This is a genomic window from Acidovorax sp. MR-S7 (assembly GCF_000400995.2).
GTDB lineage: Bacteria > Pseudomonadota > Gammaproteobacteria > Burkholderiales > Burkholderiaceae_C > MR-S7.
In genome coordinates this window covers 17,699-43,380 of record NZ_DF238901.1, presented here as the reverse complement: position 1 = coordinate 43,380, position 25,682 = coordinate 17,699, and the positions used below count along the sequence as shown (strand labels likewise).

The 25,682-nt window shown below is 71.5% G+C and carries 20 protein-coding genes; 12 read left to right on the top strand and 8 right to left on the bottom strand.

Annotation, left to right across the window (positions count from 1 at the left end; all coding sequences use genetic code 11):
- The first annotated feature begins 153 nt into the window (after window positions 1-153).
- Window positions 154-534, top strand: coding sequence for a hypothetical protein (locus tag AVS7_RS05150; protein ID WP_020227354.1), 381 nt, complete (start codon window positions 154-156; stop codon window positions 532-534).
- A gap of 37 nt (window positions 535-571) precedes the next feature.
- Window positions 572-1,780 (top strand): acyltransferase family protein, encoded by a 1,209-nt coding sequence (locus AVS7_RS05145; protein ID WP_020227353.1) that lies wholly within the window; start codon window positions 572-574, stop codon window positions 1,778-1,780.
- Between the two features lie 3 nt (window positions 1,781-1,783).
- Here the strand turns inward: AVS7_RS05145 and AVS7_RS05140 are convergent, their stop codons facing one another.
- The 6 genes from AVS7_RS05140 to iolC all read right to left on the bottom strand — a co-directional run bounded on the left by AVS7_RS05140 (window position 1,784) and on the right by iolC (window position 11,215).
- Window positions 1,784-4,504: a bifunctional acetate--CoA ligase family protein/GNAT family N-acetyltransferase gene (locus AVS7_RS05140; RefSeq protein WP_024000977.1), complete on the bottom strand. Its 2,721-nt coding sequence runs from the start codon at window positions 4,502-4,504 to the stop codon at window positions 1,784-1,786.
- Between the two features lie 65 nt (window positions 4,505-4,569).
- On the bottom strand, window positions 4,570-5,916 hold the full coding sequence (locus tag AVS7_RS05135; protein WP_020227351.1) for a 3-deoxy-D-manno-octulosonic acid transferase: 1,347 nt from the start codon (window positions 5,914-5,916) through the stop codon (window positions 4,570-4,572).
- 10 nt (window positions 5,917-5,926) lie between these two features.
- Window positions 5,927-7,315, bottom strand: coding sequence for a phosphomannomutase/phosphoglucomutase (locus AVS7_RS05130; RefSeq protein ID WP_020227350.1), 1,389 nt, complete (start codon window positions 7,313-7,315; stop codon window positions 5,927-5,929).
- Window positions 7,316-7,390: 75 nt separating this feature from the next.
- Complete coding sequence (locus AVS7_RS05125; RefSeq protein WP_020227349.1) at window positions 7,391-8,362, bottom strand: tripartite tricarboxylate transporter substrate binding protein; 972 nt, start codon at window positions 8,360-8,362, stop codon at window positions 7,391-7,393.
- A gap of 94 nt (window positions 8,363-8,456) precedes the next feature.
- Window positions 8,457-9,263: a 5-deoxy-glucuronate isomerase gene (iolB, locus tag AVS7_RS05120; RefSeq protein WP_020227348.1), complete on the bottom strand. Its 807-nt coding sequence runs from the start codon at window positions 9,261-9,263 to the stop codon at window positions 8,457-8,459.
- Window positions 9,260-11,215, bottom strand: a complete 1,956-nt coding sequence (gene iolC / locus AVS7_RS05115; protein ID WP_020227347.1) for a 5-dehydro-2-deoxygluconokinase — start codon at window positions 11,213-11,215, stop codon at window positions 9,260-9,262. The genes iolB and iolC overlap by 4 nt, the downstream gene beginning before the upstream one ends.
- Before the next feature lie 71 nt (window positions 11,216-11,286).
- On the opposite strand from iolC, the gene AVS7_RS05110 reads away from it, so the two are divergent.
- Complete coding sequence (locus AVS7_RS05110; RefSeq protein WP_020227346.1) at window positions 11,287-12,150, top strand: MurR/RpiR family transcriptional regulator; 864 nt, start codon at window positions 11,287-11,289, stop codon at window positions 12,148-12,150.
- On the opposite strand, the gene AVS7_RS05105 is transcribed toward AVS7_RS05110, so the two are convergent.
- Window positions 12,147-12,737 (bottom strand): sugar O-acetyltransferase, encoded by a 591-nt coding sequence (locus AVS7_RS05105; protein WP_024000975.1) that lies wholly within the window; start codon window positions 12,735-12,737, stop codon window positions 12,147-12,149. The genes AVS7_RS05110 and AVS7_RS05105 overlap by 4 nt on opposite strands.
- Window positions 12,738-12,861: 124 nt before the next feature.
- On the opposite strand from AVS7_RS05105, the gene AVS7_RS05100 reads away from it, so the two are divergent.
- From AVS7_RS05100 to AVS7_RS05085, 4 genes are all read left to right on the top strand, one after another.
- Window positions 12,862-14,358 (top strand): DNA-3-methyladenine glycosylase 2 family protein, encoded by a 1,497-nt coding sequence (locus AVS7_RS05100; RefSeq protein ID WP_020227344.1) that lies wholly within the window; start codon window positions 12,862-12,864, stop codon window positions 14,356-14,358.
- A 60-nt stretch (window positions 14,359-14,418) separates the two neighbouring features.
- Window positions 14,419-14,928, top strand: coding sequence for a methylated-DNA--[protein]-cysteine S-methyltransferase (locus tag AVS7_RS05095; RefSeq protein WP_020227343.1), 510 nt, complete (start codon window positions 14,419-14,421; stop codon window positions 14,926-14,928).
- 183 nt (window positions 14,929-15,111) lie between these two features.
- The gene (locus tag AVS7_RS05090) at window positions 15,112-16,020 is read left to right on the top strand and encodes a DMT family transporter (protein WP_020227342.1); all 909 of its coding nucleotides are present in this window, start codon (window positions 15,112-15,114) and stop codon (window positions 16,018-16,020) included.
- A 175-nt stretch (window positions 16,021-16,195) separates the two neighbouring features.
- Window positions 16,196-20,038: an EAL domain-containing protein gene (locus tag AVS7_RS05085; RefSeq protein WP_020227341.1), complete on the top strand. Its 3,843-nt coding sequence runs from the start codon at window positions 16,196-16,198 to the stop codon at window positions 20,036-20,038.
- 56 nt (window positions 20,039-20,094) lie between these two features.
- Here the strand turns inward: AVS7_RS05085 and AVS7_RS05080 are convergent, their stop codons facing one another.
- On the bottom strand, window positions 20,095-21,990 hold the full coding sequence (locus tag AVS7_RS05080; protein ID WP_020227340.1) for a propionate--CoA ligase: 1,896 nt from the start codon (window positions 21,988-21,990) through the stop codon (window positions 20,095-20,097).
- 165 nt (window positions 21,991-22,155) lie between these two features.
- On the opposite strand from AVS7_RS05080, the gene AVS7_RS05075 reads away from it, so the two are divergent.
- From AVS7_RS05075 to AVS7_RS05055, 5 genes are read left to right on the top strand one after another with little or no spacing between them, the layout of a single operon-like run.
- Window positions 22,156-23,004 carry an STAS domain-containing protein gene (locus AVS7_RS05075; RefSeq protein ID WP_020227339.1) on the top strand — a complete coding sequence of 283 codons (849 nt, stop codon included), beginning with the start codon at window positions 22,156-22,158 and terminating at the stop codon, window positions 23,002-23,004.
- A gap of 13 nt (window positions 23,005-23,017) precedes the next feature.
- Window positions 23,018-23,395 (top strand): STAS domain-containing protein, encoded by a 378-nt coding sequence (locus tag AVS7_RS05070; protein ID WP_020227338.1) that lies wholly within the window; start codon window positions 23,018-23,020, stop codon window positions 23,393-23,395.
- 13 nt (window positions 23,396-23,408) lie between these two features.
- Window positions 23,409-23,789 carry an anti-sigma regulatory factor gene (locus tag AVS7_RS05065; RefSeq protein ID WP_034690036.1) on the top strand — a complete coding sequence of 127 codons (381 nt, stop codon included), beginning with the start codon at window positions 23,409-23,411 and terminating at the stop codon, window positions 23,787-23,789.
- On the top strand, window positions 23,780-24,802 hold the full coding sequence (locus tag AVS7_RS05060) for an ATP-binding protein (protein ID WP_020227336.1): 1,023 nt from the start codon (window positions 23,780-23,782) through the stop codon (window positions 24,800-24,802). Before AVS7_RS05065 ends, AVS7_RS05060 begins: the two co-directional genes overlap by 10 nt.
- The gene (locus AVS7_RS05055) at window positions 24,795-25,679 is read left to right on the top strand and encodes a sensor histidine kinase KdpD (RefSeq protein ID WP_020227335.1); all 885 of its coding nucleotides are present in this window, start codon (window positions 24,795-24,797) and stop codon (window positions 25,677-25,679) included. Before AVS7_RS05060 ends, AVS7_RS05055 begins: the two co-directional genes overlap by 8 nt.
- The last annotated feature ends 3 nt before the right edge of the window (window positions 25,680-25,682 follow it).

The following is a 25,682-nucleotide window of genomic DNA, read 5'->3' as shown; positions in this document are numbered from 1 at the left end:
TGAGGTCTTCAGGCTTCTTGTAGTTAGCCAGCAGGCCAGACAGCAGTTCTTCGGGTACGTCGTGTTTCTTGGTGTTCATTGTGCTTACGGACAGGCCGGCTTGCGCCGGCGGTGGATTGTCCGTTTACACAAATTTCTGCACACCCTCGCGCCATGATGGCCTTCGTGGAGCAGGCCATCGCCCTGCGCATGCAGGCGCTGGAGCGGCACTTCACACGCGCCGAAATGGGGCTGTTCGGTTTTGTGCCGCTGGCGCACTGGCAAGCGCTGGAGGACGAAGTGGCCGCTCTGCTGGCCCGTGGCGAAGCCCTCGCCAGCCCCGCGACGCACGCGGCCGTGGCGCACTGGAGCCGCCTCATGGACCGGCTCTGCGGCAACCGCCCGGCCCTGCGCGCCAAGCTGCTGCACGCATGGACCACTGAGCCCCTGCTGCAGTCCAGCGCCTTGTTGAGCCCGGCGGTGCGAGCCTTCATCGGCCATGCCGCCGCCCTGCCGCAGCCACCGCAAATAGCGCTTGACCCTCACGCAACGTGAGGCCCTAGAGTCGGCCCCCATGCCGACAAAGCCGACCATGCCCCCTCCCCCGCGCAGCCCCGAGCGACTGCATGCCCTGGACAACCTGCGCGCCGCCATGATGTGGCTGGGCATCGTGCTGCACGTGGCGGTGATCCACCTCGCCGGCCCCTCGCCCCTGCCCTGGCGCGACAACCGGACCACCCCGGTGGCCGACCTGCTGCTGGCCTTCATCCACGCCTTCCGCATGCCAGTGTTCTTCATCCTGGCGGGCTTTTTCGTGGCCCTGATGATCGAGCGGCGCGGCACGCGCGCCATGGTGCGCAACCGCCTGCAGCGCCTGGCGTTGCCGTTCGCGCTGTTCTGGCCGCCCCTCTTCGCGCTCTGCAGCGTGCTGGCCCTGGCCTTCATGCACCGCATGGCCCGCGGCACCTGGGGCCTGGACCCGGCGCTGATGCAGACCGCGCCCAGCACGCCCGCCGGGCTTTCCACCATGCACATGTGGTTTCTGTGGATGCTGCTGTGGCTCAGCCTGGCCACGGCCCTGGCCCACGCCGCGCTGGCGCGCCTCACGCCCGCCGTCCCGCACTGGCTGGGCCGGGCCATGGCGCGGCTCGGCCGCACGCCCTGGGGCCTGGCGCTGCTGACCCTGCCGCTGGCGGGCGCCGGCATGCTCTACCCCGACGGACTGCTGCAGCCCAACGGCGCCTTCATGCCCCCCTGGACCGAATGGCTGCACAACGGCCTGTTCTACGGCTTCGGGCTGGCCCTGTACGCGCACCGCGAAGCGCTGCTGGCGCACTACGTGCGGCGCTGGCCCTGGTACGCCGGGGCGGGCCTGGCGCTGTTCTTCGCCACGGGCGCGCTGTTCGAGGCCCGGCCGCGCGGTGCCCAAGGCCTGCCCGAGGCGCTGCGCCTGGGCGTGGCCCTGGCCTACAACGCCACAGCCTGGTGCTGGAGCCTGGCGCTCATCGGCGGCTTCCTGGCGCACGTGCCCCGGCGCAGCGCCTGGCTGGGCTACCTGGCCGACAGCTCCTACTGGGTCTACCTGGTGCACATGCCCATGACCATCGGCTTCGGCGCGCTGCTGTTCGGGCTGGAATGGCCCGCCGGGGCGAAGATCGGCATCAACATCGCGGCCACCTCGCTCCTCAGCCTGGCCAGCTACCACCTGCTGGTGCGCTACACCGCCGTGGGCGCGCTGCTGAACGGCAGGCGCCATGCCCGCCCGGCACTGCTGCTGGGGCAGGCCGCCCGGAACACCTAGCGCTCAGAGCTGGTGCACCACCAGCCGGAACTCCGGGTCTTCCTCGAACGCGCGCACCTCGAAGCCCAGCCGCCGCATCAGCTTGAGCATGTTGGGGTTGTTGGCCAGCACCAGGCCCTGGATCTCGGCCAGGCCGCGCTCGCGCGCCACGTCCATGATGCTGAGCATGAGACGCGAGCCCAGGCCGCGGCCGGCGAAGTCGTCGGCCACGAGCAGTGCGAATTCGCAGCTCGCATGGTCGGGGTTGGTCACGTAGCGCGAGACGCCGACGATGCGCTCCTTGTGGCTGACCTCGCCATCGTCATGAACCACGCGCTCGCGGTGCACGGCCACCAGGGCCATCTCGCGGTCGTAGTCGATGAGGGTGAAGCGCGCCAGCATCGAAGGCGGCAGCTCCGCGAGCTGCGAGACGAAGCGGAAGTATCGGCTCTCGGGCGAGAGCTCCTTGACCAGGCGCTGCACCATCTGCGCGTCGTCGGGGCGGATGGGGCGCACCAGGTATTCGCCGCCGCCGCGCAGCGGCCAGATCTGCTCATAGCGCGCGGGGTACGGCAGGATGGCCAGGTGCCCGTAGTGCGCCAGCCCCAGGCCGCCGGGCCCGTCGCCCCGCCCGCCGCTGGCCCCCGGCGCGGTGTCGCTGATGACGATGCGCGCATCCACGGCCACGGCGCTCAGCTCGTCGACGATGATGGGGTTGATGTCCATCTCGCGCAGCTGCGGCAACGCGCAGACCATTTCGGACACGCGCAGCAGCACCTGCTCCAGCGCCTCGCGGTGTGCGGCGCCGGCGCCGCGCCATTCGCCCAGGGTCTCGGCCACGCGCGAGCGGTCGATCAGGCGGCGCGCCAGGAACTGGTTGAGCGGCGGCAGCTCCATGGCGCGGTCGTTGATGAGCTCGATCATGGTGCCGCCGGCGCCGAAGGTGATGACGGGGCCGAAGGGCTCGTCCGTCACCAGGCCGATGCAGATCTCGCGCCCGCGCCGCGCGCGCGCCATCTTCTGCACCGTCACGCCGTTGATGCGCGCATCCGGCTGCAAGCGCGCCACGCGCTGCACCATGTCGGTATACGTGTCGCGCGCCGCGGCGCCGCCCTGCACGTTGAGCGCCACGCCGCCCACGTCGGACTTGTGGGCCACGTCGGGCGAATCGATCTTGAGCGCTACCGGAAAGCCGAGCTGCGTGCCGATCATCATCGCCTCGTGGGCGCTGCGTGCCAGCAGCGTCTTGGTCACGGGGATGTGGAAGGCCGCCAGCAGCGTCTTGGATTCCATCTCGGTAAGCACGTTGCGGCGCTCGGCCAGCACGCTCTCGATCACCAGGCGCGCGCCCTCGATGTCGGGCTTGGCCAGGGCGGTGAGCGGCGGCGGCGTCTGCTGGAGCAGCTGCTGGTTCTGGTAGAACGAGGCGATGTTGCCGAACGCGCCTACCGCCGCCTCGGGCGTGCGGAAGTTGGGGATCTGCGCGGTGCGCAGGATCTCGCGCGCGGGCACCACCGAGGCATCGCCCATCCAGCACGACAGCAGCGGCTTGGTCGCCAGGCGCTTGGCCTGGGCCAGCGCCTCGGCCACGGCGCAGGCGTCCACGCCCTCCTTGGGCGAGAACAGGGCCAGCACCCCGTCGATCTGCCGGTCGCGGAACGCGGCCTCCAGCGCCAGGCGGTAGTGCTCGGGGCCGGCCTCCTCCGACAGGTCCATCAGGTCCGTGAGCGAAGCCAGCGCGGGCAGCTGCGGCGCCAGAGCCTGCGCCGCTTCGGGCGACAGCCGCCCGAGCTCCAGACCGATCTCGTTCACCCAGTCGGCCGCGAGCACGCCGGGGCCACCGCCGTTGGTCACCAGGCCCAGGCGCTTGCCCACGGGGCGGTAGCGCGAGGCCAGGCACTTGGCGGCGGAGAACAGCTCCACGAACGAGCGCACGCGCACGGCGCCCGCGCGGCGCAGGGCGGCGTCGAACACGTCGTCGCTGCCCACGATGGCGCTGCTGTGCGTCTGCGCCGCCTCGTTGCCCGCCGGCTTGCGGCCGGCCTTGAGCACCACCACCGGCTTGGCGAACGCAGCCGAGCGCAGTGCGCTCATGAAACGGCGCGCGTTCTGGATGCCCTCCATGTAGACCACGATGCTCTGCGTGCGCGGGTCGTTGGCCAGGAAGTCCAGCGCCTCGCTTAAGCCCAGGTCGGTGTGCGGCCCGAGCGAGACCACGCTGGAGAAGCCCACGGCGTTGTTGCTGGCCCAGTCGAGGATGGAGGCGGTGAGCGCGCCCGACTGGCACACCAGCGCCAGCGACCCCTCGCGCGCCAGCGGCCCGGTGGCGCTGGCGTTGAGCTGCAGCGCAGGGCGCTGGATGCCCAGCGAGTTGGGGCCCAGCAGGTGCATGCCCTCGCGCCGCGCGATCTTGCGCCACTGCTCGGCCTGCGCCGCGCCGATGCCGCTGGAGAGCACCACGGCCGTGCGGCAGTTGATGCGACCGGCCACCTCCAGCGCAGCGGCCACGTCCTGCGCGGGCAAGGCGATCAGCGCCAGGTCCGCGCGGGTCTGCGCTAGGTCGGCCAGCGTGCCGCTGGTCTGGATGTCCATGAAGGTGAGCGTGCCCGTGTAGCGCTGCGCGCGCAGCGCCTGGTGCAGCGCGCGGGCTTGCGGCGTGAGCGTCTCGGGCGCGTCCGCGCGTCCAGCCAGCACGATGATCGAGGTGGGCGCGAACAGGGGCGTCAGGTAGTGTTTGTCCATCATGATGTGCGGATTCTCTGCCATCGCCCGGGGTTTGGCGATGTGCCGCGCGGCGGCCTTGCGCTGCGTCAGTCGGCCGAGCGCAGCAGGCCGGCCACGGCCATGGCGGTGGACAGGGCCGCGCCGCGGTGGCTCTCGGTGAAAGTCTCGCAGAGCGCGGCCAGGCGCGCGCGCTGCTGCGGGTCCTGCGCCAGGGCGCAGGCGGCAGCCACCGCCCCGGCCATGTCCGCCACGCGCTGGGCCGCGCCGGCCTCCTCGGCCAGGCGCGCGGCCTCGGCGAAATTGAAGGTGTGCGGCCCCATGACCACGGGGCAGCCGCACGCCGCGGCCTCGATGAGGTTCTGCCCGCCCAGCGGCGCGAAGCTGCCGCCCAGGACCGCCACGTGGGCCAGGCCATAGTAGAGGGCCATTTCGCCCAGCGAGTCGCCCAGCCACACATCGGCCTCGCCCGGCGCGCCCACCCACTGGCTGCGCCGCGACACGCGCAGGCCTGCGTCTTCGCACAGGCGCTGCACCTCGTCGAAGCGCTGCGGGTGGCGCGGCACGAGCAGCCACTGCACGGGCATGTTCGCTCCTGATTCAATAGCTGCTTGCGCTTGCCCGGCAAGCGCTGGAGGCCATTTTTGCTTCAAGGCCTCCAGCCACATCGCCTCCTCGCCCTCGCGGCTGCTGGCCAGCAGCACCACGGGGCGCGGGTCGGCGTCGCGCCAGGCACGGCCCTGCGCGCGCTGCGCGGCGTCCGGCACCACGTCGAACTTCAGGTTGCCGAACACGCCGTCCACCCGCGCGCCCACGTCGCGCAGCCGCTGGGCGTCGCCCTCGGTCTGGGCCCAGACGGCCGCCAGGCCCGCATAGGCCGGGCGCGAAAGCCACGACAGCCGCAGCGCCCCGGCACGCGATTTCTCGTTGAGCCGGGCATTGGCCAGCACCAGCGGCACGCCCTGCGCGCGGCAGCCCGCCGCGAGGTTGGGCCAGACCTCGGTTTCCATGAGGATGCCGATGGACGGGCGCAGCAGCCGCAGGAAGCGCCGCACCGCGCGGGGCGTGTCCCATGGCTGCCACACCTGCACGTCGCCGGGCAGCAGCAGCTTGGCGCCCTCGGCGCGGCCCGTGGCCGTGCCGTGCGTGAGCAGCAGGCGCATGCCGGGCAGCAGCGCGCGCAGCTCCTTCAGCAGGATGGCCGCGGCGCGCGTCTCGCCCAGCGAGACGGCGTGGATCCAGACGAAGCGCTCGGCCGGGTCGCGGCTGGCCAGCGGCACCACGCTGTCCATGGAGCGCGGATAGCGCCCCAGGCGCTCGCCCACCGCGACGCCGTAGCCGGATTCGGTGCGTGCACGGCGGCGCAGCTTGCGCAGCAGCAGCGGCGTGGCCAGCCAGGTGACCAGGCTGTAGAGCCACAGGGCGATGCGCTGCATGGCGCCGCCGTCAATGCGCGGCGCTGCCCACCTGGGCGCCGGGCTTCACGCGCTCCAGCAGCGCGAGCATGGCGGCCTCGATGCGGTGCAGCGCCGCGTCGGTGTGGCCCTCGAAGCGCAGCACCAGCACGGGCGTGGTGTTGCTCGCGCGGATCAGGCCGAAGCCGTCGGGCCAGTCCACGCGCAGCCCGTCGATGGTGCTGACCTGCGCGGGCGCGGCGAAGGCCTCGCCGGCCAGCGCCTGCAGCTCGGCCGTGAGCTGGTGCGGCTCGCCCTCGGCGCACTGCACGTTGAGTTCGGGGGTGGAATGGCTCGTGGGCAGCGCGTTGAGCACGCTGCTGGGGTCGCTGCCGCGGCTCAGGATCTCCAGCAGGCGGCAGCCCGCGTAGGTGCCGTCGTCGAAGCCGTACCAGCGCTCCTTGAAGAAGATGTGGCCGCTCATCTCGCCGCCCAGGGGCGAGTTCACCTCCTTCATGCGCGCCTTGATGAGCGAGTGGCCCGTCTTGTACATGAGGGGCTGGCCGCCCGCCTGCTGGATGGCGGGCGCGAGGCGCTGCGTGCACTTCACGTCGAACAGGATGGTGCCGCCCGGCACGCGCGAGAGCACGTCCTGCGCGAACAGCATCATCTGGCGGTCGGGGAAGATGTTCTGGCCGTCCTTGGTGACGATCCCCAAGCGGTCGCCGTCGCCGTCGAAGGCCAGGCCCAGCTCGGCGTCGGTGCTCTGCAGCTTGGCGATCAGGTCGCGCAGGTTCTCGGGCTTGCTGGGGTCGGGGTGGTGGTTGGGGAAGTTGCCGTCCACCTCGGAAAAGAGCTCGATCACCTCGCAGCCCAGCGCCCGGAAGATGCCCGGCGCCGAAGCGCCCGCCACGCCGTTGCCGCAGTCCACCACGATCTTCATGGGCCGCGCGAGCTTCACATCGCCCACGATGCGCTGCACGTAGGAGGACAGCACGTCGGCCTGGCGCACGCTGCCTGCGGGCGCGAGCTGCCAGGACTCCCCCTCCATCGTGCGGCGCAGCCGCTGGATTTCCTCGCCGTAGATGGCGCGGCCGGCCAGCACCATCTTGAAGCCGTTGTAGTCCTTGGGGTTGTGGCTGCCCGTGATCTGGATGCCGCTCTGGCACAGCGTGGCCGCCGCGAAGTACAGCATGGGCGTGGTGCACATGCCGATGTCGATGACCTCGACGCCGCTGTCCACCAGCCCCTGGATCAGCGCGGCCGCGAGGCCCGGGCCCGACAGGCGCCCGTCGCGGCCCACGGCCACCACGGTCTGCCCTTCGGCCCGCGCGGCCGTGCCGAACGCGCGCCCGAGCCCCAGGGCCACGGATTCGTTCAGGGTGCTCGGGACGATGCCGCGGATGTCGTAGGCTTTGAAAATCGAGGGGGAGAGCTGCACGGGCCTGCCTGTGGTGGGAGTGGGAAGGAGCCGGTCATTGTAGGCCGCCCTCCCCGCCCGGGCCGGTGTGCCGGATCAGTCCAGGCGGATGTTCGCGGCCTTGATCACGCCGCTCCAGAGCTTCTGCTCCGACCGCACGAAATCGGTGAACTCGGCGGGCGTCATGGGCATCGGCTGGATGCCCAGCTCCTCCAGCCTGGCGCGCATTTCCGGGTGCTTGAGCGCGGCCACCAGGCGCGCGCTGAGCTTGCCCACCACCGCCTCGGGCAGCTTGGCCGGCCCCACGAAGCCCTGCCACGCATAGGCCTCGAAGCCGGGCACGCCGGCCTCGGCCATCGTCGGCACGTCGGGCAGGATGGACAGGCGCTGCGGCGTGGCGACGGCCAGCACGCGGATCTTGCCGCTCTTGATCATCGACAGGCTCGGCGGCAGGTCGACGAACATGGTCTGCACCTGGCCCGCCATCAGATCCTGCAGCGCGGGGGCCGAGCCCTTGTAGGGCACGTGCATCATGTCGGTGCCCGTGCGTTGCTTGAACAGCTCCAGCGCCACGTGCAGCGGCGAGCCGGGGCCGGACGACGCGCTGGAGATGCTGCCCGGCGACTTCTTCACCAGCGCCAGCAGCTCCTGCATGTTCTTGGCCGGGAAGTTCGGCGCCACGGCCAGCACCAGCGGCATCTTGCCCAGGCCGCCGATGTAGGTGAAGTCCTTGGCCGCGTCGTAGGTCAGCGTGGCGTACATCGCCGGGTTGAACGCCAGCGTGCCGGAATCGGCCGTGCCCACGGTGTAGCCGTCGGGCTGCGAGCGGGCGATGAAGGTGGCGCCGATGATGCTGGCCGCGCCGGGCTTGTTGTCCACGATCACGGGCTGGCCCATGTCCTGCCCCATGCGGGTGGCGAGGTTGCGCGCGATCACGTCGGTGGTGCCACCGGGCGCGTAGGGCACGATCCACTTCACGGGCTGGCTGGGGTAAGGGCTCTGGGCGTGCGCGCCCATGCTGCCGGCCAGCAGCGCGGCGGCGATCAGGCAAAAGGTCTTGCGTTTCATGGCTTTGTGTCTCCTTCAGGTGGATTTGGGATGTTTTTGGCCTCCAGCGCTTGATGGACAAGCGCTGGCAGCTATTAATAAAGTAGCAATGAGGTCAGCGCGCTTCGAGCATCCAGGCGTGCTGCGGGTCGTTCCAGAACGCCCAGCGGCGCTGCGGGCCGGCCATGGTGTTGAGGTAGTACAGGTCGTAGGCGTGCGGCACCACGCAGGGGTGGTAGCCGCGCGGCACCAGCACGGTGTCGCGGTGCTCCACGGCCATGGATTCGTCCAGGCTGCGGTCGTCGGTGTAGACGCGCTGGAAGGCGAAGCCCTGCTCGGGCCGCAGCATGTGGTAGTAGGTTTCCTCCAGCGACGTCTCTCCTTCGCGCGCCGTGTCGTGCTTGTGCGGCGGATAGCTCGACGAATGGCCCGCGGGCGTGACCACCTCGACGACGAGCAGGCCTTCGGCCGGTTCGCCCTCGGGCAGGATGTCGCACACGTAGCGCGTGTTGCTGCCCTGCCCGCGCACGCTGCGCTTCATCTGGCCAGGTTCGATCACGCGCGGGGGCAGTCGGCCTTCGGCGGGCGCGGTAGAGAGGGCTACCTCGGCCGCGCCGCGCGCCGCGATGCGTACGCGCCGCCCCGGTGGCACGTAGACGGCGGCGGGCGCGGCGTCGTCGAACACCGAGGCGCGGCCGCCCAGGGCGGTGTACAGGGCGCCGTCCACCTGCACGTCGGCCTGGCCGGTGAGGAGAGTGATGCACAGCTCGCGGTTCGCGGGCAGGTCGAATGCTTCCTCCTCCCCTGCCCCCAGGCGCAGCGCGCGGAAGCCCACGTGGCGCCAGCCGGCGGATGCGGGAGTGATGTCGGCCACCACGCGCCCGGTGCGCGCGGCCTTGACCAGGAGCGGGCTGATCGTCATGCGGTCTCCTTCTGTGGTTGTGTCTGCCGGGCGGCGCGCCAGCCCTCGATGAGCTGGCGGAAGTTGGCCGCCACGCGGGCCTGGAGCTCGGCATCGCCGATGCGCCCCGCGAGCCATTCACGGCTCGCTTCGGCCCAGACGCTGCGGCCGATCATGAAACCGCGCACGATGCGGCTGCCGCGCGCCTCGGCGAAGCCCGCCACGAGCTGGTCGAGCGGCTGCGACAGGCCCAGGATCACCGCGCCGCGGCAGTACGGGTCGCGCTCGGCCACCAGCGCGTCGAGCGCCTGCCAGTGCTGCGCGGCCATCACGCCCACCTTCCACCACTCGGGGCGGAAACCGAGGTCGTAGAAGCGGCGGATCGCGCGCACCGTGGCTTCGCCGTGGTCGCCGGCCATCTCGCGCGGCGGGATCACTTCGAGCAGCAGCTCATGGCCGCTGGCGCGCGTGGCCTCCCACACCTGCTGCAGCCATTCCTCCTGCTCGGCGCGCAGCGCCTCGGGGTCATCAGGGTGGTAGAAGACCAGGCATTTCACGACCTGCTCGCGCGGCCAGTGCGCGAGCTGCGAGGCCAGCGAATGCGTGCCGTCGAAGCGCAGGGGGCGCGAGCCCGGCCGCTCGACGGGCCGGCCCAGCCACCAGCCGCGCCCCGTGGCGTCGTGCAGCGCGGCCTCGCCCAGGCGCCCGTCGATCAGCACGCCGAGCTTGCCGCGCACGCTGGCGTCGGAACTTTCAAGGTCGGCCACCACGCCATTGATGAGCTTCTTGAGCGCGGGGATGCGCGCCGCGTCGGCGCCAGCCTCGCGCGCCATGTCCTCGAACTGCGAGCGGTGGTCGTAGGCCAGCACGTACAGCTCGGGCCACTGGCGGCGCGGCACGCTCACGCGGTGCAGGTGGGCCAGGTCGGCGTCCTGGTCCGGGCGCACGTGGCGCTCGCTGGTGAACCAGTGCGCCAGTTCGGCCTGCGTGGGCATGGCGGGGGCGCAGCCGTGGCGCGAGACGACGATGGCGCCGCAGGCGTTGGCGATGCGCGCCGATTCCTCCCAGCCCTTGCCGGTCAGCAGCCCATGGAGCAGGCCGGACGCGAAGGCATCGCCCGCGCCGAGCACGTTGAGCACCTCGATGCGCTCGCCCAGCACGGTGAGCGCGTCGTTGATGCGCGCGGGCACGTCGCCTTCGATGACGCTGCAGCCCAGCGCGCCGCGCTTGACAACGAACACCGCCCGCGTGTGCTGGCGCGCACGGCGCAGCGCGGCCATCAGCTCGCCCTCGCCGCCCACGATCAGCCATTCCTCCTCGGTGCCGATGATCAGCTCGAAGAGCGGCAACTGCGCCTGCAGGTGGCGGCTGACCGCATCGCTGCCCACGTAGCGCGTCTCGCCGTCGCCCTTGCCCGTCAGGCCCCAGAGCACGGGGCGGTAGTCGATGTCGAGCACGCGCACCGCGCCGTGCCTGCCCGCCAGTTCCAGCGCGCGGCGGCTGGCGGCCAGCACCGTGGGGGTGCTCAGGTGGGTGCCGGTGATGAGCAGGCTGCGGCAGCCGGCGATGAAGTCTTCGCTGATCGCGGCGGCGTCCAGCGCCATGTCGGCGCAGTTCTCGCGGGCGAACAGCAGCGGGAAGGTGTCCTGGTCCTTGATGCCCAGCAGCACCATGCCGGTGAGGCGCTGCGGGTCGATCTGCACCTGGCTCACGTCGCAGCCTTCATTCTTCAGCGTGTTCAGCAGGAAGCGGCCGTTCTGCTCGTCACCCACGCGCGAGACCATGGCCGAGCGCAGGCCCAGGCGCGCGGTGCCGAAGGCGATGTTGGCCGACGAGCCTCCCAGGTATTTGGAGAAGCTCGTCGCGTCCTCCAGGCTGCAGCCGATCTGCTGTGCGTAGAGATCCACGGCCAAGCGGCCGAGGCAGGCCACGTCGTGCGTGCGGCCCAGGGGAAAGTTCAGCGTGGTGGGCATGGTCTTGGAAGCGAGGCAGCGCCAGATAATGGGCCGATCATAGCCTTAAATAGAAATATTTTTCCAATTCAATGGAAAACAGAAAAAACCATCCAACCACGGACGCCGCCTATGCCAGCGCGGATGCCTTCCTGGCCGACCTGCGCGCCCAGTACCCCCGCCTCAGCCGCCAGCTGCAGGCCATCGCGCGCCACGTGGAGCACAGCGGCGCGCACATCGCGCTGCAGGGCATTCAGGAGGTGGCGCAGGATTGCGGCGTGCAGCCCTCGGCCGTGGTGCGCTTCGCCAAGCACTTCGGCTTCCATGGCTACACGCAGCTCCAGACGCTGTTTCGCGCCGGGGCGGCGCGCCAGCTCGCGCCGCAGCGCGACTACCAGGACCGCATCCGCAGCCTGATCGACGCGGGCGTGGGGCCGCTGCCCGGCGCGCAGATCGCGCACGAGGTGGTCGAAGGCAGCCTCGCCAGCCTGCAGGCGCTGCAGGCCGGGCTGGCCGATGCGCCCATCGACGCGGCGGTGGATCTGCTCGCGGCCGCGCCCGCGCTCTGGCTCGCGGCCGCGCGGCGGGCCTTTCCCGTGGGCGCCTACCTGGCCTATGCGCTGCAGCACACGGCCAAGCCCGTGCACTGGCTGCACGGCCTGGGCGCGATGCAGATGGGCGAGCTGCGCGCCATGGCGCCGGGCGACGTGATCGTGGCCGTGTCGTTCGACCCCTATGCGCGCGAGACGCTGGAGCTGGCCGATGCCGCCATCGCGCGCGGCGCGCGCCTGATCGCGCTGACCGACAGCCCGCTCTCGCCGCTGGCCACACGCGCCAGCGTCACGCTGATCGCGCAGGACAGCGCCACCTTCGGCTTCCGCTCGCTCACGGGCACGCTGTGCCTGGCGCAGTCGCTGTTCATCGCGCTGGCTTATCGGATGGAGTTAGTGAGCTAGTTCCGGCTTTGGCCGCCCCGCGATGCTTGCGGGCGCGCAGGCCGCGGCTTGGCCGGATTGCCGACGACAGTTTGGCCGGCGCCGACGTCACGGGTGACTACGCTGCCAGCGCCAATCACCGCGTCATCTCCAATGGTCACCCCCGGAAGAATGAGCGCGCCGCCACCAATCCACACGTTCCGGCCGATGCGAACCGGGCGACCGAACTCGAGCCCCGCCTCGCGCGAAGCCGAGTCACGCGGATGATCCGCCGTGAGAATCTGAACGCCTGGCCCTATCTGGGTCTTGTCCCCGATGCTGACCCCGACGACGTCGAGGATGACGCATTTGTAGTTCAGGAACACCCCGGAGCCAAGGCTGATGTTGAAGCCATAGTCGCAATGGAAGGGCGGACGAACCACCGCGCCGTCGCCGACGCGGGCCAGCCGCTCTCGAAGAAGGCTGAGGCGATCCTGCACGGCCGCGCCAAGCGACGCGTTGTACTTGACCATCCATGCACACGCCGACACCAGGTCGGCTTGGATCTCGGCGTCGCCAGCGTCGTACAGCTCGCCGGCAAGCATCTTTTGTTTCTGCGTCTTTTCCATCGCGGGAGAATGCACCAACCGCGTGCACTGCCACGAAGCCAAGGGTCAAAGTCTGAAGGCGACGGTGGAAGCGCATGTCCGAAAACGGCCAGCTCCGCCCCGGGCACGACCTATCATGCGCCCCATGCCCGCCCACTTGCCTGCCGACGATGACGACGCCCGCTACCTCGCGCTGAAGGCGCGCGACGCGCGGTTCGACGGGCGCTTCTTCACGGGCGTGACCTCCACCGGCATCTACTGCCGCCCGGTCTGCGCCGTGCGCACGCCGCGGCGCGAGAACTGCCGCTTCTTCACGCTCGCCGCGCAGGCCGAGAGCGCGGGCTTCCGGCCCTGCCTGCGCTGCCGGCCCGAGCTGGCGCCGCAAGCACTGGCGTGGTCGGTGCAGGACGCCTCAGGCATCCTCGTGCGCCAGGCACTGCGCCTGCTGGATGCGCCCGAGGCCTGGAGCACCGACGGCGGCGGCGCCCTGGTGGCGCAGTTGGCCCACCGCCTGGGCGTGAGCGACCGGCACCTGCGCCGCATCTTCGAGGCGGCCCTGGGCGTGTCGCCGCTGCAATACCTGCAGACGCGCCGGCTGCTGGCGGCCAAGCAGTTGCTGACCGACACGCGCCTGCCCGTCACCCAGGTGGCGCTGGCCAGCGGCTTCGCCAGCGTGCGGCGCTTCAATGCGGCCTTCAGCACGCACTACGGGCTCAACCCCACACAGCTGCGCCGCGAGGGCGGCGCGCACCCGGGCGCGGCCCGCCCCGTGCACCTGGGGCTGCGCCCGCCGTACGACGCGGCGGCGCTGCTGGGCTTTCTGGCCACGCGCCAGATCCACGGCATGGAAAGCGTGGACCCGCAGGGCCTGCGCCGCACGGTGCGGCTGGCCGTGGGCGACGTGCAGTACACGGGCTGGATCGATGCCCGGTTCGACCGCAAAGATCAGCCCGGCCCCCGCGTCGCGCTCACCGCCAGCGACAGCCTGCTGCCCACCCTGCCCCAGGTGATCGCCCGTGTGCGCGCCCTGCTGGACCTGGATGCCGACCCGGCCGCCATCAACGCCGTGCTGCACCCGGCCTTCCCCCTGGGCGACGGGCTGCGCGTGCCGGGCTGCTTCGACGGGTTCGAGCTGGCCGTGCGCGCCGTGCTGGGCCAGCAGATCACGGTGGCCGCCGCGCGCACGCTGGTGCAGCGGCTGCTGGAGCGCTTCGGCGAGCCCATCGCCACGCCCTGGCCCGGGCTGCGCCTGCTGTTCCCTGCGCCCGCCACCCTGGCCGCCGCCGAGGGCGATGCGCTGGGGCAACTGGGCATCGTGCGCCAGCGGCAGGCGGCCATCGTGGCGCTGGCGCGGGCCGTGCTGGACGGCCGCATCGCGCTGCACGCGGGCAGCGACGTGGAGGCCACCACGGCCGCGCTGCGCCAGCTCCCCGGCATCGGCGACTGGACGGCCCAGTACATCGCCATGCGCGCGCTGCGCTGGCCCGACGCCTTTCCCGCCGGCGACGTGGCGCTGCACAAGGCCCTGGGCGTGCGCGGCGCGCCGCAGCCCGCGCGCGCCGCGCTGGAGGCGGCGCAGGCCTGGCGCCCATGGCGCAGCTACGGCGTGATCCGGGCCTGGGCCGCGCTATCCAATCCGTAGCTGCTTGCGCTTGCCCCGCCTGCGCCAACGGCCGATTTCGCTTCTAATAGAGGTTCCACCATGCACTTCCCTCCCGATACGGTGCAAGCCCGCACCCCCACCGTCCTGGGCGACGTCCGCCTGGCCGCCTGCGCCCAGGGCCTGGTGGGGCTGTGGTTCGACGGCCAGCGCCACCTGCCGGCGCAGCTCGACGGCGCCCATGCCTGGCCCGAAGACGCCACGCACCCCGTGCTGCGCGCCGCCGCGCAGCAGGTGCGCGAGTACCTGCAGGGCACGCGCACCCGGTTTGACCTGCCGCTGTGCCTGGCGGGCGGCACGCCCTTCCAGCAAGCCGTCTGGCAGGCGCTGCTGGCCATCCCGCGCGGCGGCAGCACCACCTACGGCGCGCTGGCCCGCCAGCTCGGCAACCCGGCCGCGGTGCGCGCCGTGGGGGCCGCCGTGGGGCGCAACCCCATCAGCGTGGCCGTGCCCTGCCACCGGGTGCTGGGCGGCGGCGGCGCGCTCACCGGCTATGCCGGCGGCCTGCCGCGCAAGACGGCGCTGCTGCAGCTGGAAGGCGTGCTGAAGTGAAACACCTCCCTGAGGCGCTTCGCGCCTTCCCCCCGCTCTCGCAGCGCTGCGCGCTGCGGGCAGGGGGACGCAGCCAGCGCGGCGGGGCGGTGCGGCCGGCTCAGGCCCTTGCACGGCGGCCCTGGCCTGGCGCGCGCCAGTTTCCTGCGCCGCAGGCCGCGCAACGCACAGCGAAAAACTGATATGACCGCTTCCACCTGCGCCCGCCCTGCCCCCTGGGTGGGCGAATTCGTCCTGCTCGCCGCTCTCTGGGGCGCCTCGTTCCTGTTCATGCGCCTGGGCGCGTCCGAGTTCGGCCCGTTGCCCATGGCCGGGCTGCGGGTGACCCTGGCCACGCTGTTCCTCTGGCCCATCCTGCTGCAGCGCGGCGAATGGCCCGCGCTGCGGCGCCACTGGCGGCCGGTGCTGCTGGCCGGGGTGATCAACTCGGCTATTCCCTTCGCGCTGTTCGCCTGGGCCGTGATGCACATCGCCACCGGGCTCACCTCCATTCTCAACGCCACGGTGCCGCTGTTCGGCGCGCTGGTGGCCTGGGTGTGGCTGGGCGACCGCATCAATCGCCTGCGCTGGCTCGGGCTGGCGCTGGGCTTCGTCGGTGTGGCGCTGCTGGCCTGGCGCGCGCCGGCGGGCACAGGCTTCAAGACCAGCCATGCCGGCTGGGCCATCGCCGCATGCCTGCTGGCCTCCACCTGCTATGCCGTGGCGGCCAGCTACGCGCGGCGCTACCTCACGGGCATTCCGCCGCTGGCGACGGCCACGGGCAGCCAGCTCGGCGCGGCGCTCGGGCTGGCGCTGCCCACGCTGCTGTACTGGCCCGCCCAGATGCCGGGGCCGCGCGCCTGGGCCGCCGTCGTCGCCATCGCCGTGCTGTGCACGGGCATCGCCTACATCCTGTACTTCCGCCTCATTGCCCGCGCGGGCCCGAGCCGGGCGCTGGCCGTGACCTTCCTGGCGCCGGTCTTCGCGGTGTTCTACGGCGCGGTGTTCCTGGGCGAGGCCGTGACGCCGTGGATGCTGGGCTGCGGCGCGGTGATCGTCTGCGGCACCATGCTCTCCACCGGCTTGGTGGGACCACGCCCCCGCGCCGGCTGACCACGGAGCGCCAAACCAACACCCAGGGTATGCCGCCACCGGAGACCCGCCCGGAGCGAAATACACTCTGACACATGTCGAGTTTCGCCGCCCCCGTGCCGTCGCCTTCCATGCCACCGGCGGTAGCGCTTTTCCCGCCCTCCACAGGCCGAACCGGCACGCCGGACACCACCGCATGACGGACGAGGTGCTCGTCACCGGGCTGGTGCACCTGGCCCTGATCGCCGCCCTGGCCGCGCTGCCGCAGCAGGTGCTGCTGGCGCCGACGCGCCTGCAGCGCGGTGCGATGGGCCTGGCCTGCGGCCTGGCCTCGGTACTGGTTGCGCTGCAGGGCCTGCCCGCCTATGCCGAGGGCGTGCGGCACATGCATCCCACGCTGGTGGCTTCGGCGGCGTTCCTGCTCGGCCCCTGCGCCGGGGTGCTGGCTGCGGCCGCCTCGCTGGGCAGCCAGTGGCTGGCGGACACGCCCGACTGGGCCACCGGCCTGGGCCTGGCCTGCGCCACCACGGCGCTGGGCCTGGCCTGGCGGCTCGCGCGCCAGCGCGGGCACCTGGCGGTGTGGGCGGCGGTGGCCGGCCTGGCCTTCACGCTGCCTCCGGCGCTGCTGCCGTGGGTCAACACCGACCCCGGCCTGGCGGCCTCGCTGGGCGACATGCTGCTGCACGCCACGCCTTGGCGCTACGTGATGGGCACCATCGTGCTGTGCGGCGGCGCCGAGCTGCTGCGCAGCCGCGCGCAGTCGCTGCGCACGCTGCGCCAGCGCGAGGAAGACCTGCTGCGCGCCATCCGCGCCTCCGGCGGCGGGCGCTGGGAGTGGGACATCCGCCGGCGCCAGTTCTCGTATTACGGGCGCTTCTACCGCACCTTCGGCATGGAAGGCTGCCCGGACGACAGCGAACTCTCGCCCCCCTACACGGTGAGCGACCTGGACGCCGGCCGCCGCTGGCACGAGCGCTGCCACCCCGACGACCGCGCCCGGCTGCGGCCCTACCTGCGCCGCGTGCTGGACGGGCACGAGGAGATGCATCACGCGGAATTCCGCCTGCGCGACGAGCAGGGCCGCTGGCGCTGGCTGATCTCCCGCGGGCGCGCCGTGAAACGCGATGCCCAGGGCCGCGTGCTGCTGCTCGCGGGCATGGACCTGGACGTCACCGAGCACTACGAGATGCGCGAGGCCATGCGCGCCTCCGAGGCGAAGTACACGACCGTGTACCAGACGCTGCCCGACGCCGCCGGCATCACCCGCCTGAGCGACGGCGCCTACCTGGACATCAACCCCGCCTTCGAGCGCCTGCTCGGCCGCACCCGCGCCGAGACGCTGAGCCGCACCTCGCTGGAGCTGGGCGTCTGGCCGCATGCGGGCGAGCGCGACCGCCTGCTGGAGGCCCTGCGCAAGCAGGGCGAGGTGCGCGGCCTGCCGATGACGGCGCAGCGCGGCGGCGAGGACATTCCCGGCCTCATGTCCGCCCGCACCGCGCGCATCGCCGAGGAAGACTGCCTGGTCTTCGTCTTCCACGACATGACGCAGGAGCAGCGCGTGCGCGACGAGCTGCTGGCGGCCAACAGCCTGCTGCGCCAGGCCGGCCGCATGGCGCGCCTGGGCGTGTGGGAGGAGATGCCGGGGCTGGGCATCACCTACTGGTCGGACGTGTGCTTCGACATCCACGGGCTCTCGCCCGGCCACCCGCTGCCGCGCGACTACCTGCACGAGTTCGTCACGCCCGCCTGGCGCGAGGCCATGGGCGACGCCATGCGCCGCTGCCTGCGGGACCATGCGGTGTGGAACCTCGAAATCGAGATCCTGCGCACCGACGGGCGCCCGATCTGGGTGCGCGTGCACGGCGAGCCCGTGGTGGAGGCGGGCCGCGTGGTGCGCATCCGCGGCATCCTGCAGGACATCGACGAGTGGCGCCGCGCCCTGGAGCGGCTGCGCTCCTCCGAGGAGCGGCTGGCGCTCATCTTCAAGGTCATGCCCTACCCGCTGGGCTTTTCCCGGCGCGAGGACGGCGTCTACCTCGACGTCAACCCCGCGTGGGAGCAGGCCCTGGGCTTCACGCGCGACGAGGCGCTGGGCAACACCGTCGTGGGGCTGGGCATCTACGAGGCCCAGGCGCGCGCCAAGCTGCTGGAAGCCGCCGTGCGGCAGGGCCAGCTCGTGAGCTACGAGGTGGACCTGACCACGCGCAGCGGCGAGAAGCGCACCGTGCTGCAGTCCATGAGCCCGGTCGACGTGAACGGCGAGGCCTGCTGGCTGTTCGCGCTGCACGACATCACCGAGCGCAAACAGGCCGAGCAGCACGTGCGCGAGCGCGAGGAGCTGCTGTCGCTCACCATCGCCGCCGCGGCGCTGGGCCTGTGGGACTGGGACCTGCACGGCGGCGGGATCACGGGCGACGCGCGCTGGCGCGCCATGAACGGCCTGCCCGAGCCCGTGCATGGCGCTTCCCCGCCCGTGCCCTGGACCTCGGGCATCGCGCCCGAGGACATCGACGCCGTCACCCAGGCGCTGCAGCGCCACATCGCGCAGCAGGCCGCGCCTTTCGACGTCACCTGCCGCATCCTGCTGCCCCAGGGCGGCAACCGCTGGATCCGCAGCCTGGGCAAGATCGTGGCGCACGATGCCAACGGCCGGCCCGCGCGCATGGTGGGCATGTCCATCGACGTGACCAGCGAGCGCACGCAGGAGCAGCAGCTCGAGCGCATGGCCCACTACGACGCGCTCACCGGCCTGCCCAACCGCGTGCTGCTGGAGCGCCGCCTGCGCGAGGCCATGGAGCAGTGCCACCCGCGCGGCCAGCAGCTCGGCGTGGCCTATCTCGACCTGGACGGCTTCAAGCCCGTCAACGACCGGCTGGGCCACGCGGCGGGCGACCGGCTGCTGGTGATCGTGGCCGAGCGGCTCAAGCGCTCCCTGCGCTCCTGCGACTGCGTGGCCCGCCTGGGCGGGGACGAGTTCGTGATCCTGCTGCCCGGCCTGGCCTCGCCCGCCGAATGCGAGCAGCACCTGCGCATGGTGATGGACGGCGTGTCCGCGCCCTACACCCTGGACGCCGAGCGCGTGCTCATCACGGCCAGCATCGGCTACACGGTCTACCCCGAGGACGGCGCCGACACCGACACCCTGCTGCGCCACGCCGACCAGGCCATGTACGCCGCCAAGCAGGCCGGCCGCAACCGCTTCCACGCCTTCGACGCCGTGCAGGAGCGCGCCCTGCAGGCCCAGCGCGAGCAGAGCGCCCAGCTCGCCGCCGCGCTGGAGCGCGGCGAGCTGCGGCTGTACCTGCAGCCCAAGGTGGACATGCGGCGCGGCACGGTGGTCGGCGCCGAGGCCCTGGCGCGCTGGCACCACCCCGAGCGCGGCGTGCTCGCGCCGGCGCAGTTCCTGCACCTCATCGAAGGCCATGCGGAGCTGCAGGCCCTGTTCGGCGAATGGGTGGTGGACACGGCGCTGGCCATCGTGGCCGGGCTCATGGGCCAGGGCCTGGCCGTGCCCGTGAGCATCAACATCACGCCCGAGCACCTGCGCCGCAGCGGCTTCGCCGACTGGATGGCCTCGCGCCTGGCGCTGCGGCCCGGCGTGCCGGCCTACCTGCTGAACATGGAGCTCACCGAAAGCGCGGCGCTCTACGACATGGACCACGTGGCCTACGAGCTCACGCGCCTGCGCGCGCTGGGCATGAGCATCTCGTTCGACGACTTCGGCACCGGCTATTCATCGCTGGCCTACCTGCGCCGCCTGCCGATGGACCACCTCAAGCTCGACCGCAGCTTCGTGGCCGGCATGACCACCGACCCCGGCGACCGGGCCATCGTGCAGGGGGTGATCGGCCTGGCGCGCTCCTTCGGCTACCAGATCGTGGCCGAGGGGGTGGAGACCGTGGAGCAGGGGCAGATGCTGCTGCAGATGGGCTGCACGCTGGCGCAGGGCTACTGCATCGCGCGGCCCATGCCGGCCGAGGAATTCGCCGCCTGGGCGGCCGCGTGGCACGCGCCCGGGGCCTGGCGGGAATATGCATGAAAACAGCCCCCAGCGCTTGTGCAGCAAGCGCAAGATGCTATTGAAACGGCAGCAGATCAGCCGACCAGTTCCTTGATCTGCTGCAGCGCCGCCGGGTCTTCCATGGTGGTCAGGTCGCCCGGGTCGCGCCGCTCGGCCACGGCCTGCAGCGCGCGGCGCAGCAGCTTGCCGCTGCGCGTCTTGGGCAACGCGGTGACGAACAGCACGCGCGCCGGCCGGGCCACGGCGCCGAGCTGGCCGTCCACCTGCTTCATCACCTCGCCCTCGAACTGCAGGCGCGCCGCATCGTCCACCAGGCCCGATGCATCGCGCGGCACGGCGAAGGCCATGGCCACCTGGCCCTTGAGCTGGTCGGCCACGCCCACCACCGCCACCTCGGCGATGTTCGGGTGGCCGGAGATGCACTCCTCGATCTCGCGCGTGCCCAGGCGGTGGCCCGCGACGTTGATCACGTCGTCGGTGCGGCCCAGGATGAAGTAGTAGCCGCCCTCGTCGCGGATGCCCCAGTCGAAGGTGCTGTAGATCAGCCGGCCGGGAATGCTCTTCCAGTAGGTGTTCACGAAGCGCTCGTCGTTGCGCCAAACGGTCTGCAGGCAGCCGGGAGGCAGCGGCCCCTCGATGGCGACCACGCCCTTCTGGTCGGGCTCGGTGAGCTCCTCGCCCGTGGACTCGTCGATGAGCTTGACGTTGTAGCCGTAGACGGCCTTGCCGGGGCTGCCGAAGCGCGAGGGCTGCTGCTCCACCCCGTTGCACAGCGTGAGGATGGGCCAGCCCGTCTCGGTCTGCCAGTAGTTGTCGATGATGGGCACGCCCAGGGCTCCGCTGATCCACGTGGCCGTGGGCTCGTCCAGCGGCTCGCCGGCCAGCCACAGCGCCTTGAGGCTGGAGAGGTCGTGCTTCTTCAGGTACCCGGGGTCCTGCTTCTTGAGCACGCGCACCGCCGTGGGCGCCGAGAACATGTGCGTGACCTGGTACTTCTCGACGATGCTCCACCAGATGCCCGCGTCGGGCCGGATCGGCAGGCCCTCGTAGAGGATGGTGGTCATGCCCGCGATCAGCGGGGCGTAGATGATGTAGCTGTGGCCCACCACCCAGCCGATGTCGCTGGTGCAGAAATACGTGTCGCCCGCGTCGGCCTGGAAGATGTGGCGCATGCTGGAGGCCAGCGCCACGGTGTAGCCGCCCGTGTCGCGCTGCACGCCCTTGGGCTTGCCGGTGGTGCCGCTGGTGTAGAGCGTGTAGCTCGGGTGGGTGGACTCCACCCAGGCGCAGGGCACCTGCGCATCCATGTGCCGCGCGCGCAGGGCCGCCCAGTCGTGGTCGCGCCCGGCGCGCATGGCGGCGGGGGCCAGGCCCCGGTCCACCAGCAGCACGGCGGCGGGCTTGTGGGCCGACAGCTCGATCGCCTCGTCCAGCAGCGGCTTGTAGGGCACCACCTTTCCGCCGCGCGAACCCGCGTCGGCGCTCACGATCACCGTGGGTTCGGCATCCTCGATGCGCGAGGCGAGCGACGACGAGGCGAACCCGCCGAACACCACCGAGTGGATCGCGCCGATGCGCACGCACGCCAGCATGGCGAAGGCCGCCTCGGCGATCATGGGCATGTAGATCAGCACGCGGTCGCCCTGCTTCACGCCCAGCGCCTGCAGCACCGCCGCCATGCGCTGCACCTCGGCGTGCAGTTCGCCATAGGTGTAGGCGCGCTCGGTGTTCGTCTCGGTGGAGATGGCCACCAGCGCGTTCTGCCCGGCGCGCGCGGCCAGGTGGCGGTCCACGGCGTTGTGGCACAGGTTGGTGGTGCCGCCCACGAACCACTTGGCGAACGGCGGGTTGCTCCAGTCGCAGATCTGCGCGGGCGGGGCCTGCCAGTCGATCAGGCGGGCCTGCTCGGCCCAGAAACCGTCGCGGTCCTCGATGGAGCGGCGGTGGAAATCGGCGTACTGCGTGCTCATGGCGGGGTGTCTCCTGGGCGTTCTGGCTCGGCCTGCGGCATGGGTGGCAGGTCCGCTATCCATAATTATTCATGAAGGGCTTGCGGCAACCTGACGCGTGCCCGGCAGCGTGGATCTTCTCTCCTACAATGATTTTTCGCCCTCCCCCCTACCGGATCCACCACCATGACCCAAATCGCCGATCTTGTTGTAAGCACACTGGAGAACGACGCCGCCGCCGTGATCCAGGAATGGCTGACCGAAGCCAAGGCCGGCAATCCCACGGCCATCCGGACGGCCTCGGCGGACGCGGCGCAGATCGTGGCCGCCCTGGCCAAGGCGCTGCGCGCCGGCGCCGACGCGAATGCATTCACCGACGCGCAGTGGTCCGAGCTGCACGGCGTGCTGTCGGACCTGTCGCGCTCGCGCGCGGCCCAGGGCCAGAGCGCGGGGGACACCAGCGTCTTCGTGCTGGCGCTCAAGAAGCCGCTGCTCACCGCGCTGCAGGCGCACATCGCCAGGCTGGACAGCGTCCAGCTCCCGGCGCTGTTCTGGGAGCTGACGCGGCTGGTGGACAGCATGGCGCAGTACACCGTCTCCACCTTCCAGGCCGCGCGCGAGAGCATCATCGTGCGCCAGCAGGAGGAGCTGCTGGAGCTGTCCACCCCGGTTGTCAAGCTCTGGGACGGAATCCTGGCCCTGCCCATCATCGGCACGCTGGACAGCCACCGCACGCAGATCGTGATGGAGACGCTGCTGCAGAAGATCGTGGAGACGGGCTCGGAGCTGGCTATCATCGACATCACCGGCGTGCCCACGGTGGACACGCTGGTGGCGCAGCACCTGCTCAAGACGGTGACGGCCCTGCGGCTCATGGGCGCGGACTGCATCATCAGCGGCATCCGCCCGCAGATCGCGCAGACCATCGTGCACCTGGGCATCGACCTGCAGGGCATCGCCACCAAGGCCACGCTGGCCGACGCGCTGGCGCTGGCACTGCAGAAGACCGGCTGGCAGTTCAGCCGCCAGCACTGAACGGGGCGCCACCATGGACCGCATCCCCATCCTCCGCATGGGCGACACGCTGCTCGTCACCATCCAGTTCGACATGCAGGACCAGACCGCGCTCACGCTGCAGGAGGACCTGGCCGACCGCATCGCCAAGACCGGAGCCACGGGCGTGATGATCGACATCTCGGCCCTGGAGATCGTGGACTCCTTCGTGGGCCGCATGCTCACCAGCATCTCGGGCATCGCGCGCATCCTGTCGGCCGCCACGGTGGTGGTGGGCATGCAGCCGGCGGTGGCGATCACGCTGGTGGAGCTGGGCCTGTCGCTCGACGGCGTGCGCACCGCGCTCGACGTGGAGCGCGGCATGGCCCTGCTGCGCCGCGCGCAGGAGGAGAGCCGCCTTGGCCGCCATTGATCCGACCGGCACGATGCCGCTCACGACCGAGCAGCACGTGGTGCTTACCCGCCAGACCGTGCGCCAGCTGTGCCAGCAGATCAAGCTGTCGCTGGTGGAGCAGACCAAGATGATCACCGCCGCCAGCGAGCTGTCGCGCAACACCCTGATCCACGGCGGCGGCGGGCGCATGCGCTGGGAGCTGCTCGCGCGCGACGGCCGTGCAGGCCTGGCGCTGCACTTCGAGGACGAGGGGCCGGGCATCGCCGACCTCAAGCTGGCCATGACCGACGGCTGGACCTCCGGCGCGGGCATGGGCCTGGGCCTGCCGGGCAGCAAGCGGCTGGTCCACGACTTCGTGGTCGATTCCGCCCCCGGCAAGGGCACCCGCGTGAGCATCACCCAGTGGAAGTGATCCGTGGCTGGTGCCACCACGCCTTTCCCGTCACCGACGCGAGCCGCGTCGGCGAGGCCCGGCGCTTTGCCGCCAAGGCGATCGAGCCCTGGGGCTGGCTTGAGGCCGACGCGGGCCGCCTGTCCCTGGTCGTGACCGAACTGGGCACCAACCTGATGCGCCACGCCGTGGACGGCGCGCTGTGGATCGCCGTCAAGGACGGGCTGCAGGAAGTGGAGGTGCTGGCCCTGGACAGGGGGCCGGGCATCGCCGACCTGCCGCGCGCGATGCAGGACGGCCACTCTACCGGGACCGGCTCACCCGGCACGGGCCTGGGCGCGCTGCGCCGGCTGGCCGACGACTTCGACCTGGCCTCCTCGCCCGAGGGCACGGTCTGCGTGGCGCGGGTGCGCCTGCCTCCTGCCCGCACGCCCCGGCGGCCCGCCGCCCAGCTGGGCGCCGTGAGCCTGTGCGCTCCCGGCGAGACGGTGTGCGGCGACGGCTGGGCCGCCGCGCTGGACGAGGGGCGCCTGTCGCTGCTCGTGGCCGACGGGCTGGGCCACGGGCCGCTGGCGGCCGTGGCGGCCTGCGCGGCGGTGGACGTATTCCTGGAGCAGCCCTTCGCCCGCCCCGACGCCCTGCTGCCGCAGCTGCACGCGGCGCTGCGCACCACGCGCGGGGCCGCCGTGTTCGCCGCCCATCTGACCGCGCCCGACAGCGTGTGCTGGACAGGCGCGGGCAACATCCTGGGGCGGCTGGTCTCGGGCACCGCCGACAGCACCCTGACCACGCCGCACGGCACGGCGGGCCTGCAGATGCGCCTCAAGGCCGAGTCTTCCGTACAGCCGCTGCCGGCACATGCCGTGGCCGTGGTCTGCACCGATGGCGTGGCCACGCGCTGGCGGAGCGAGGACTTCGCCGCCCTGCTGCCGCGCGACCCGGCCCTGCTGGCCGCCTCCATCGCCTGGCGGCACGGCCGCGGACGCGACGATGCCACCGTGCTCGTCCTGCAACCGGGAGAAGCCTTTGACTGAAGACACCCAGGCGCAACTGCGCGCGAGCCGGGCCGAGGCCGAGGCCCTGCGGCTCGAAGTGGAGGCGCTGCGCGCCGAGGTCGAGGAAACCAACCGCGGCGTGGTGGCCCTCTATGCGGAGCTGGACGCCCAGGCCGAGGAGCTGCGCCGCGCCACCCAGCTCAAGAGCCGGTTCCTGTCGTACATGAGCCACGAGTTCCGCACGCCCATCGGCGCCACGCTGAGCATCACGCGGCTGCTGCTGGACCGCGTGGACGGCCCGCTCACCCCCGAGCAGGAACGCCAGGTGCGCTTCATCGCCGGCACCTGCGAGGAGTTTTCCGAAATGGTCAACGACCTGCTGGACCTGGCCAAGATCGAGGCCGGCCGGCTGGAAATCTCGCCCGAATGGTTCGAGATGATGGACCTGTTCGCCGCGCTGCGCGGCATGTTCAAGCCCATCCTCAACAACCACGCGCTCAACCTCGTTTTCGAGGAGCCCGAGGGCATCCCGCGCCTGTACACCGACGACCGCAAGCTCTCGCAGATCCTGCGCAACTACATCTCCAACGCCGTCAAGTTCACGCCCCACGGCGAGGTGCGCGTCTCGGCCCGCACCGAGGGACAGGGGATGATCCGCTTCTCCGTCACCGACACGGGCGTGGGCATTGCGCCCGAGTACCTGCCCCGGCTGTTCAACGACTTCTCGCAGGTGGACTCTCCCATTCAGAAGCGCCTGCGCGGCACCGGCCTGGGCCTGGCGCTGTCGCGCCAGCTCGCCACCCTGCTGGGCGGGTCGGTGGAGGCGCAAAGCGAGCTGGGCCGGGGCTCCGTGTTCTCGGTCATCGTGCCCGCGCGCCTCACCACGGACGCCCCGCACAGCGAGAGCGAGGGATGAACC

Excerpts from the sequence above, each read along its gene's own strand:
- AVS7_RS05110 (WP_020227346.1), top strand. The coding sequence starts at position 11,287 with ATGGAAAACAGAAAAAACCATCCAACCACGGACGCCGCCTATGCCAGC.
- AVS7_RS05150 (WP_020227354.1), top strand. The coding sequence starts at position 154 with ATGATGGCCTTCGTGGAGCAGGCCATCGCCCTGCGCATGCAGGCGCTG.
- AVS7_RS05080 (WP_020227340.1), bottom strand. The coding sequence starts at position 21,990 with ATGAGCACGCAGTACGCCGATTTCCACCGCCGCTCCATCGAGGACCGC.
- iolC (WP_020227347.1), bottom strand. The coding sequence starts at position 11,215 with ATGCCCACCACGCTGAACTTTCCCCTGGGCCGCACGCACGACGTGGCC.
- AVS7_RS05090 (WP_020227342.1), top strand. The coding sequence starts at position 15,112 with ATGACCGCTTCCACCTGCGCCCGCCCTGCCCCCTGGGTGGGCGAATTC.
- AVS7_RS05140 (WP_024000977.1), bottom strand. The coding sequence starts at position 4,504 with ATGATGGACAAACACTACCTGACGCCCCTGTTCGCGCCCACCTCGATC.
- AVS7_RS05105 (WP_024000975.1), bottom strand. The coding sequence starts at position 12,737 with ATGGAAAAGACGCAGAAACAAAAGATGCTTGCCGGCGAGCTGTACGAC.
- AVS7_RS05065 (WP_034690036.1), top strand. The coding sequence starts at position 23,409 with ATGCCGCTCACGACCGAGCAGCACGTGGTGCTTACCCGCCAGACCGTG.
- AVS7_RS05100 (WP_020227344.1), top strand. The coding sequence starts at position 12,862 with ATGCCCGCCCACTTGCCTGCCGACGATGACGACGCCCGCTACCTCGCG.
- AVS7_RS05125 (WP_020227349.1), bottom strand. The coding sequence starts at position 8,362 with ATGAAACGCAAGACCTTTTGCCTGATCGCCGCCGCGCTGCTGGCCGGC.
- iolB (WP_020227348.1), bottom strand. The coding sequence starts at position 9,263 with ATGACGATCAGCCCGCTCCTGGTCAAGGCCGCGCGCACCGGGCGCGTG.
- AVS7_RS05075 (WP_020227339.1), top strand. The coding sequence starts at position 22,156 with ATGACCCAAATCGCCGATCTTGTTGTAAGCACACTGGAGAACGACGCC.
- AVS7_RS05085 (WP_020227341.1), top strand. The coding sequence starts at position 16,196 with ATGACGGACGAGGTGCTCGTCACCGGGCTGGTGCACCTGGCCCTGATC.
- AVS7_RS05070 (WP_020227338.1), top strand. The coding sequence starts at position 23,018 with ATGGACCGCATCCCCATCCTCCGCATGGGCGACACGCTGCTCGTCACC.
- AVS7_RS05135 (WP_020227351.1), bottom strand. The coding sequence starts at position 5,916 with ATGCAGCGCATCGCCCTGTGGCTCTACAGCCTGGTCACCTGGCTGGCC.
- AVS7_RS05145 (WP_020227353.1), top strand. The coding sequence starts at position 572 with ATGCCCCCTCCCCCGCGCAGCCCCGAGCGACTGCATGCCCTGGACAAC.
- AVS7_RS05095 (WP_020227343.1), top strand. The coding sequence starts at position 14,419 with ATGCACTTCCCTCCCGATACGGTGCAAGCCCGCACCCCCACCGTCCTG.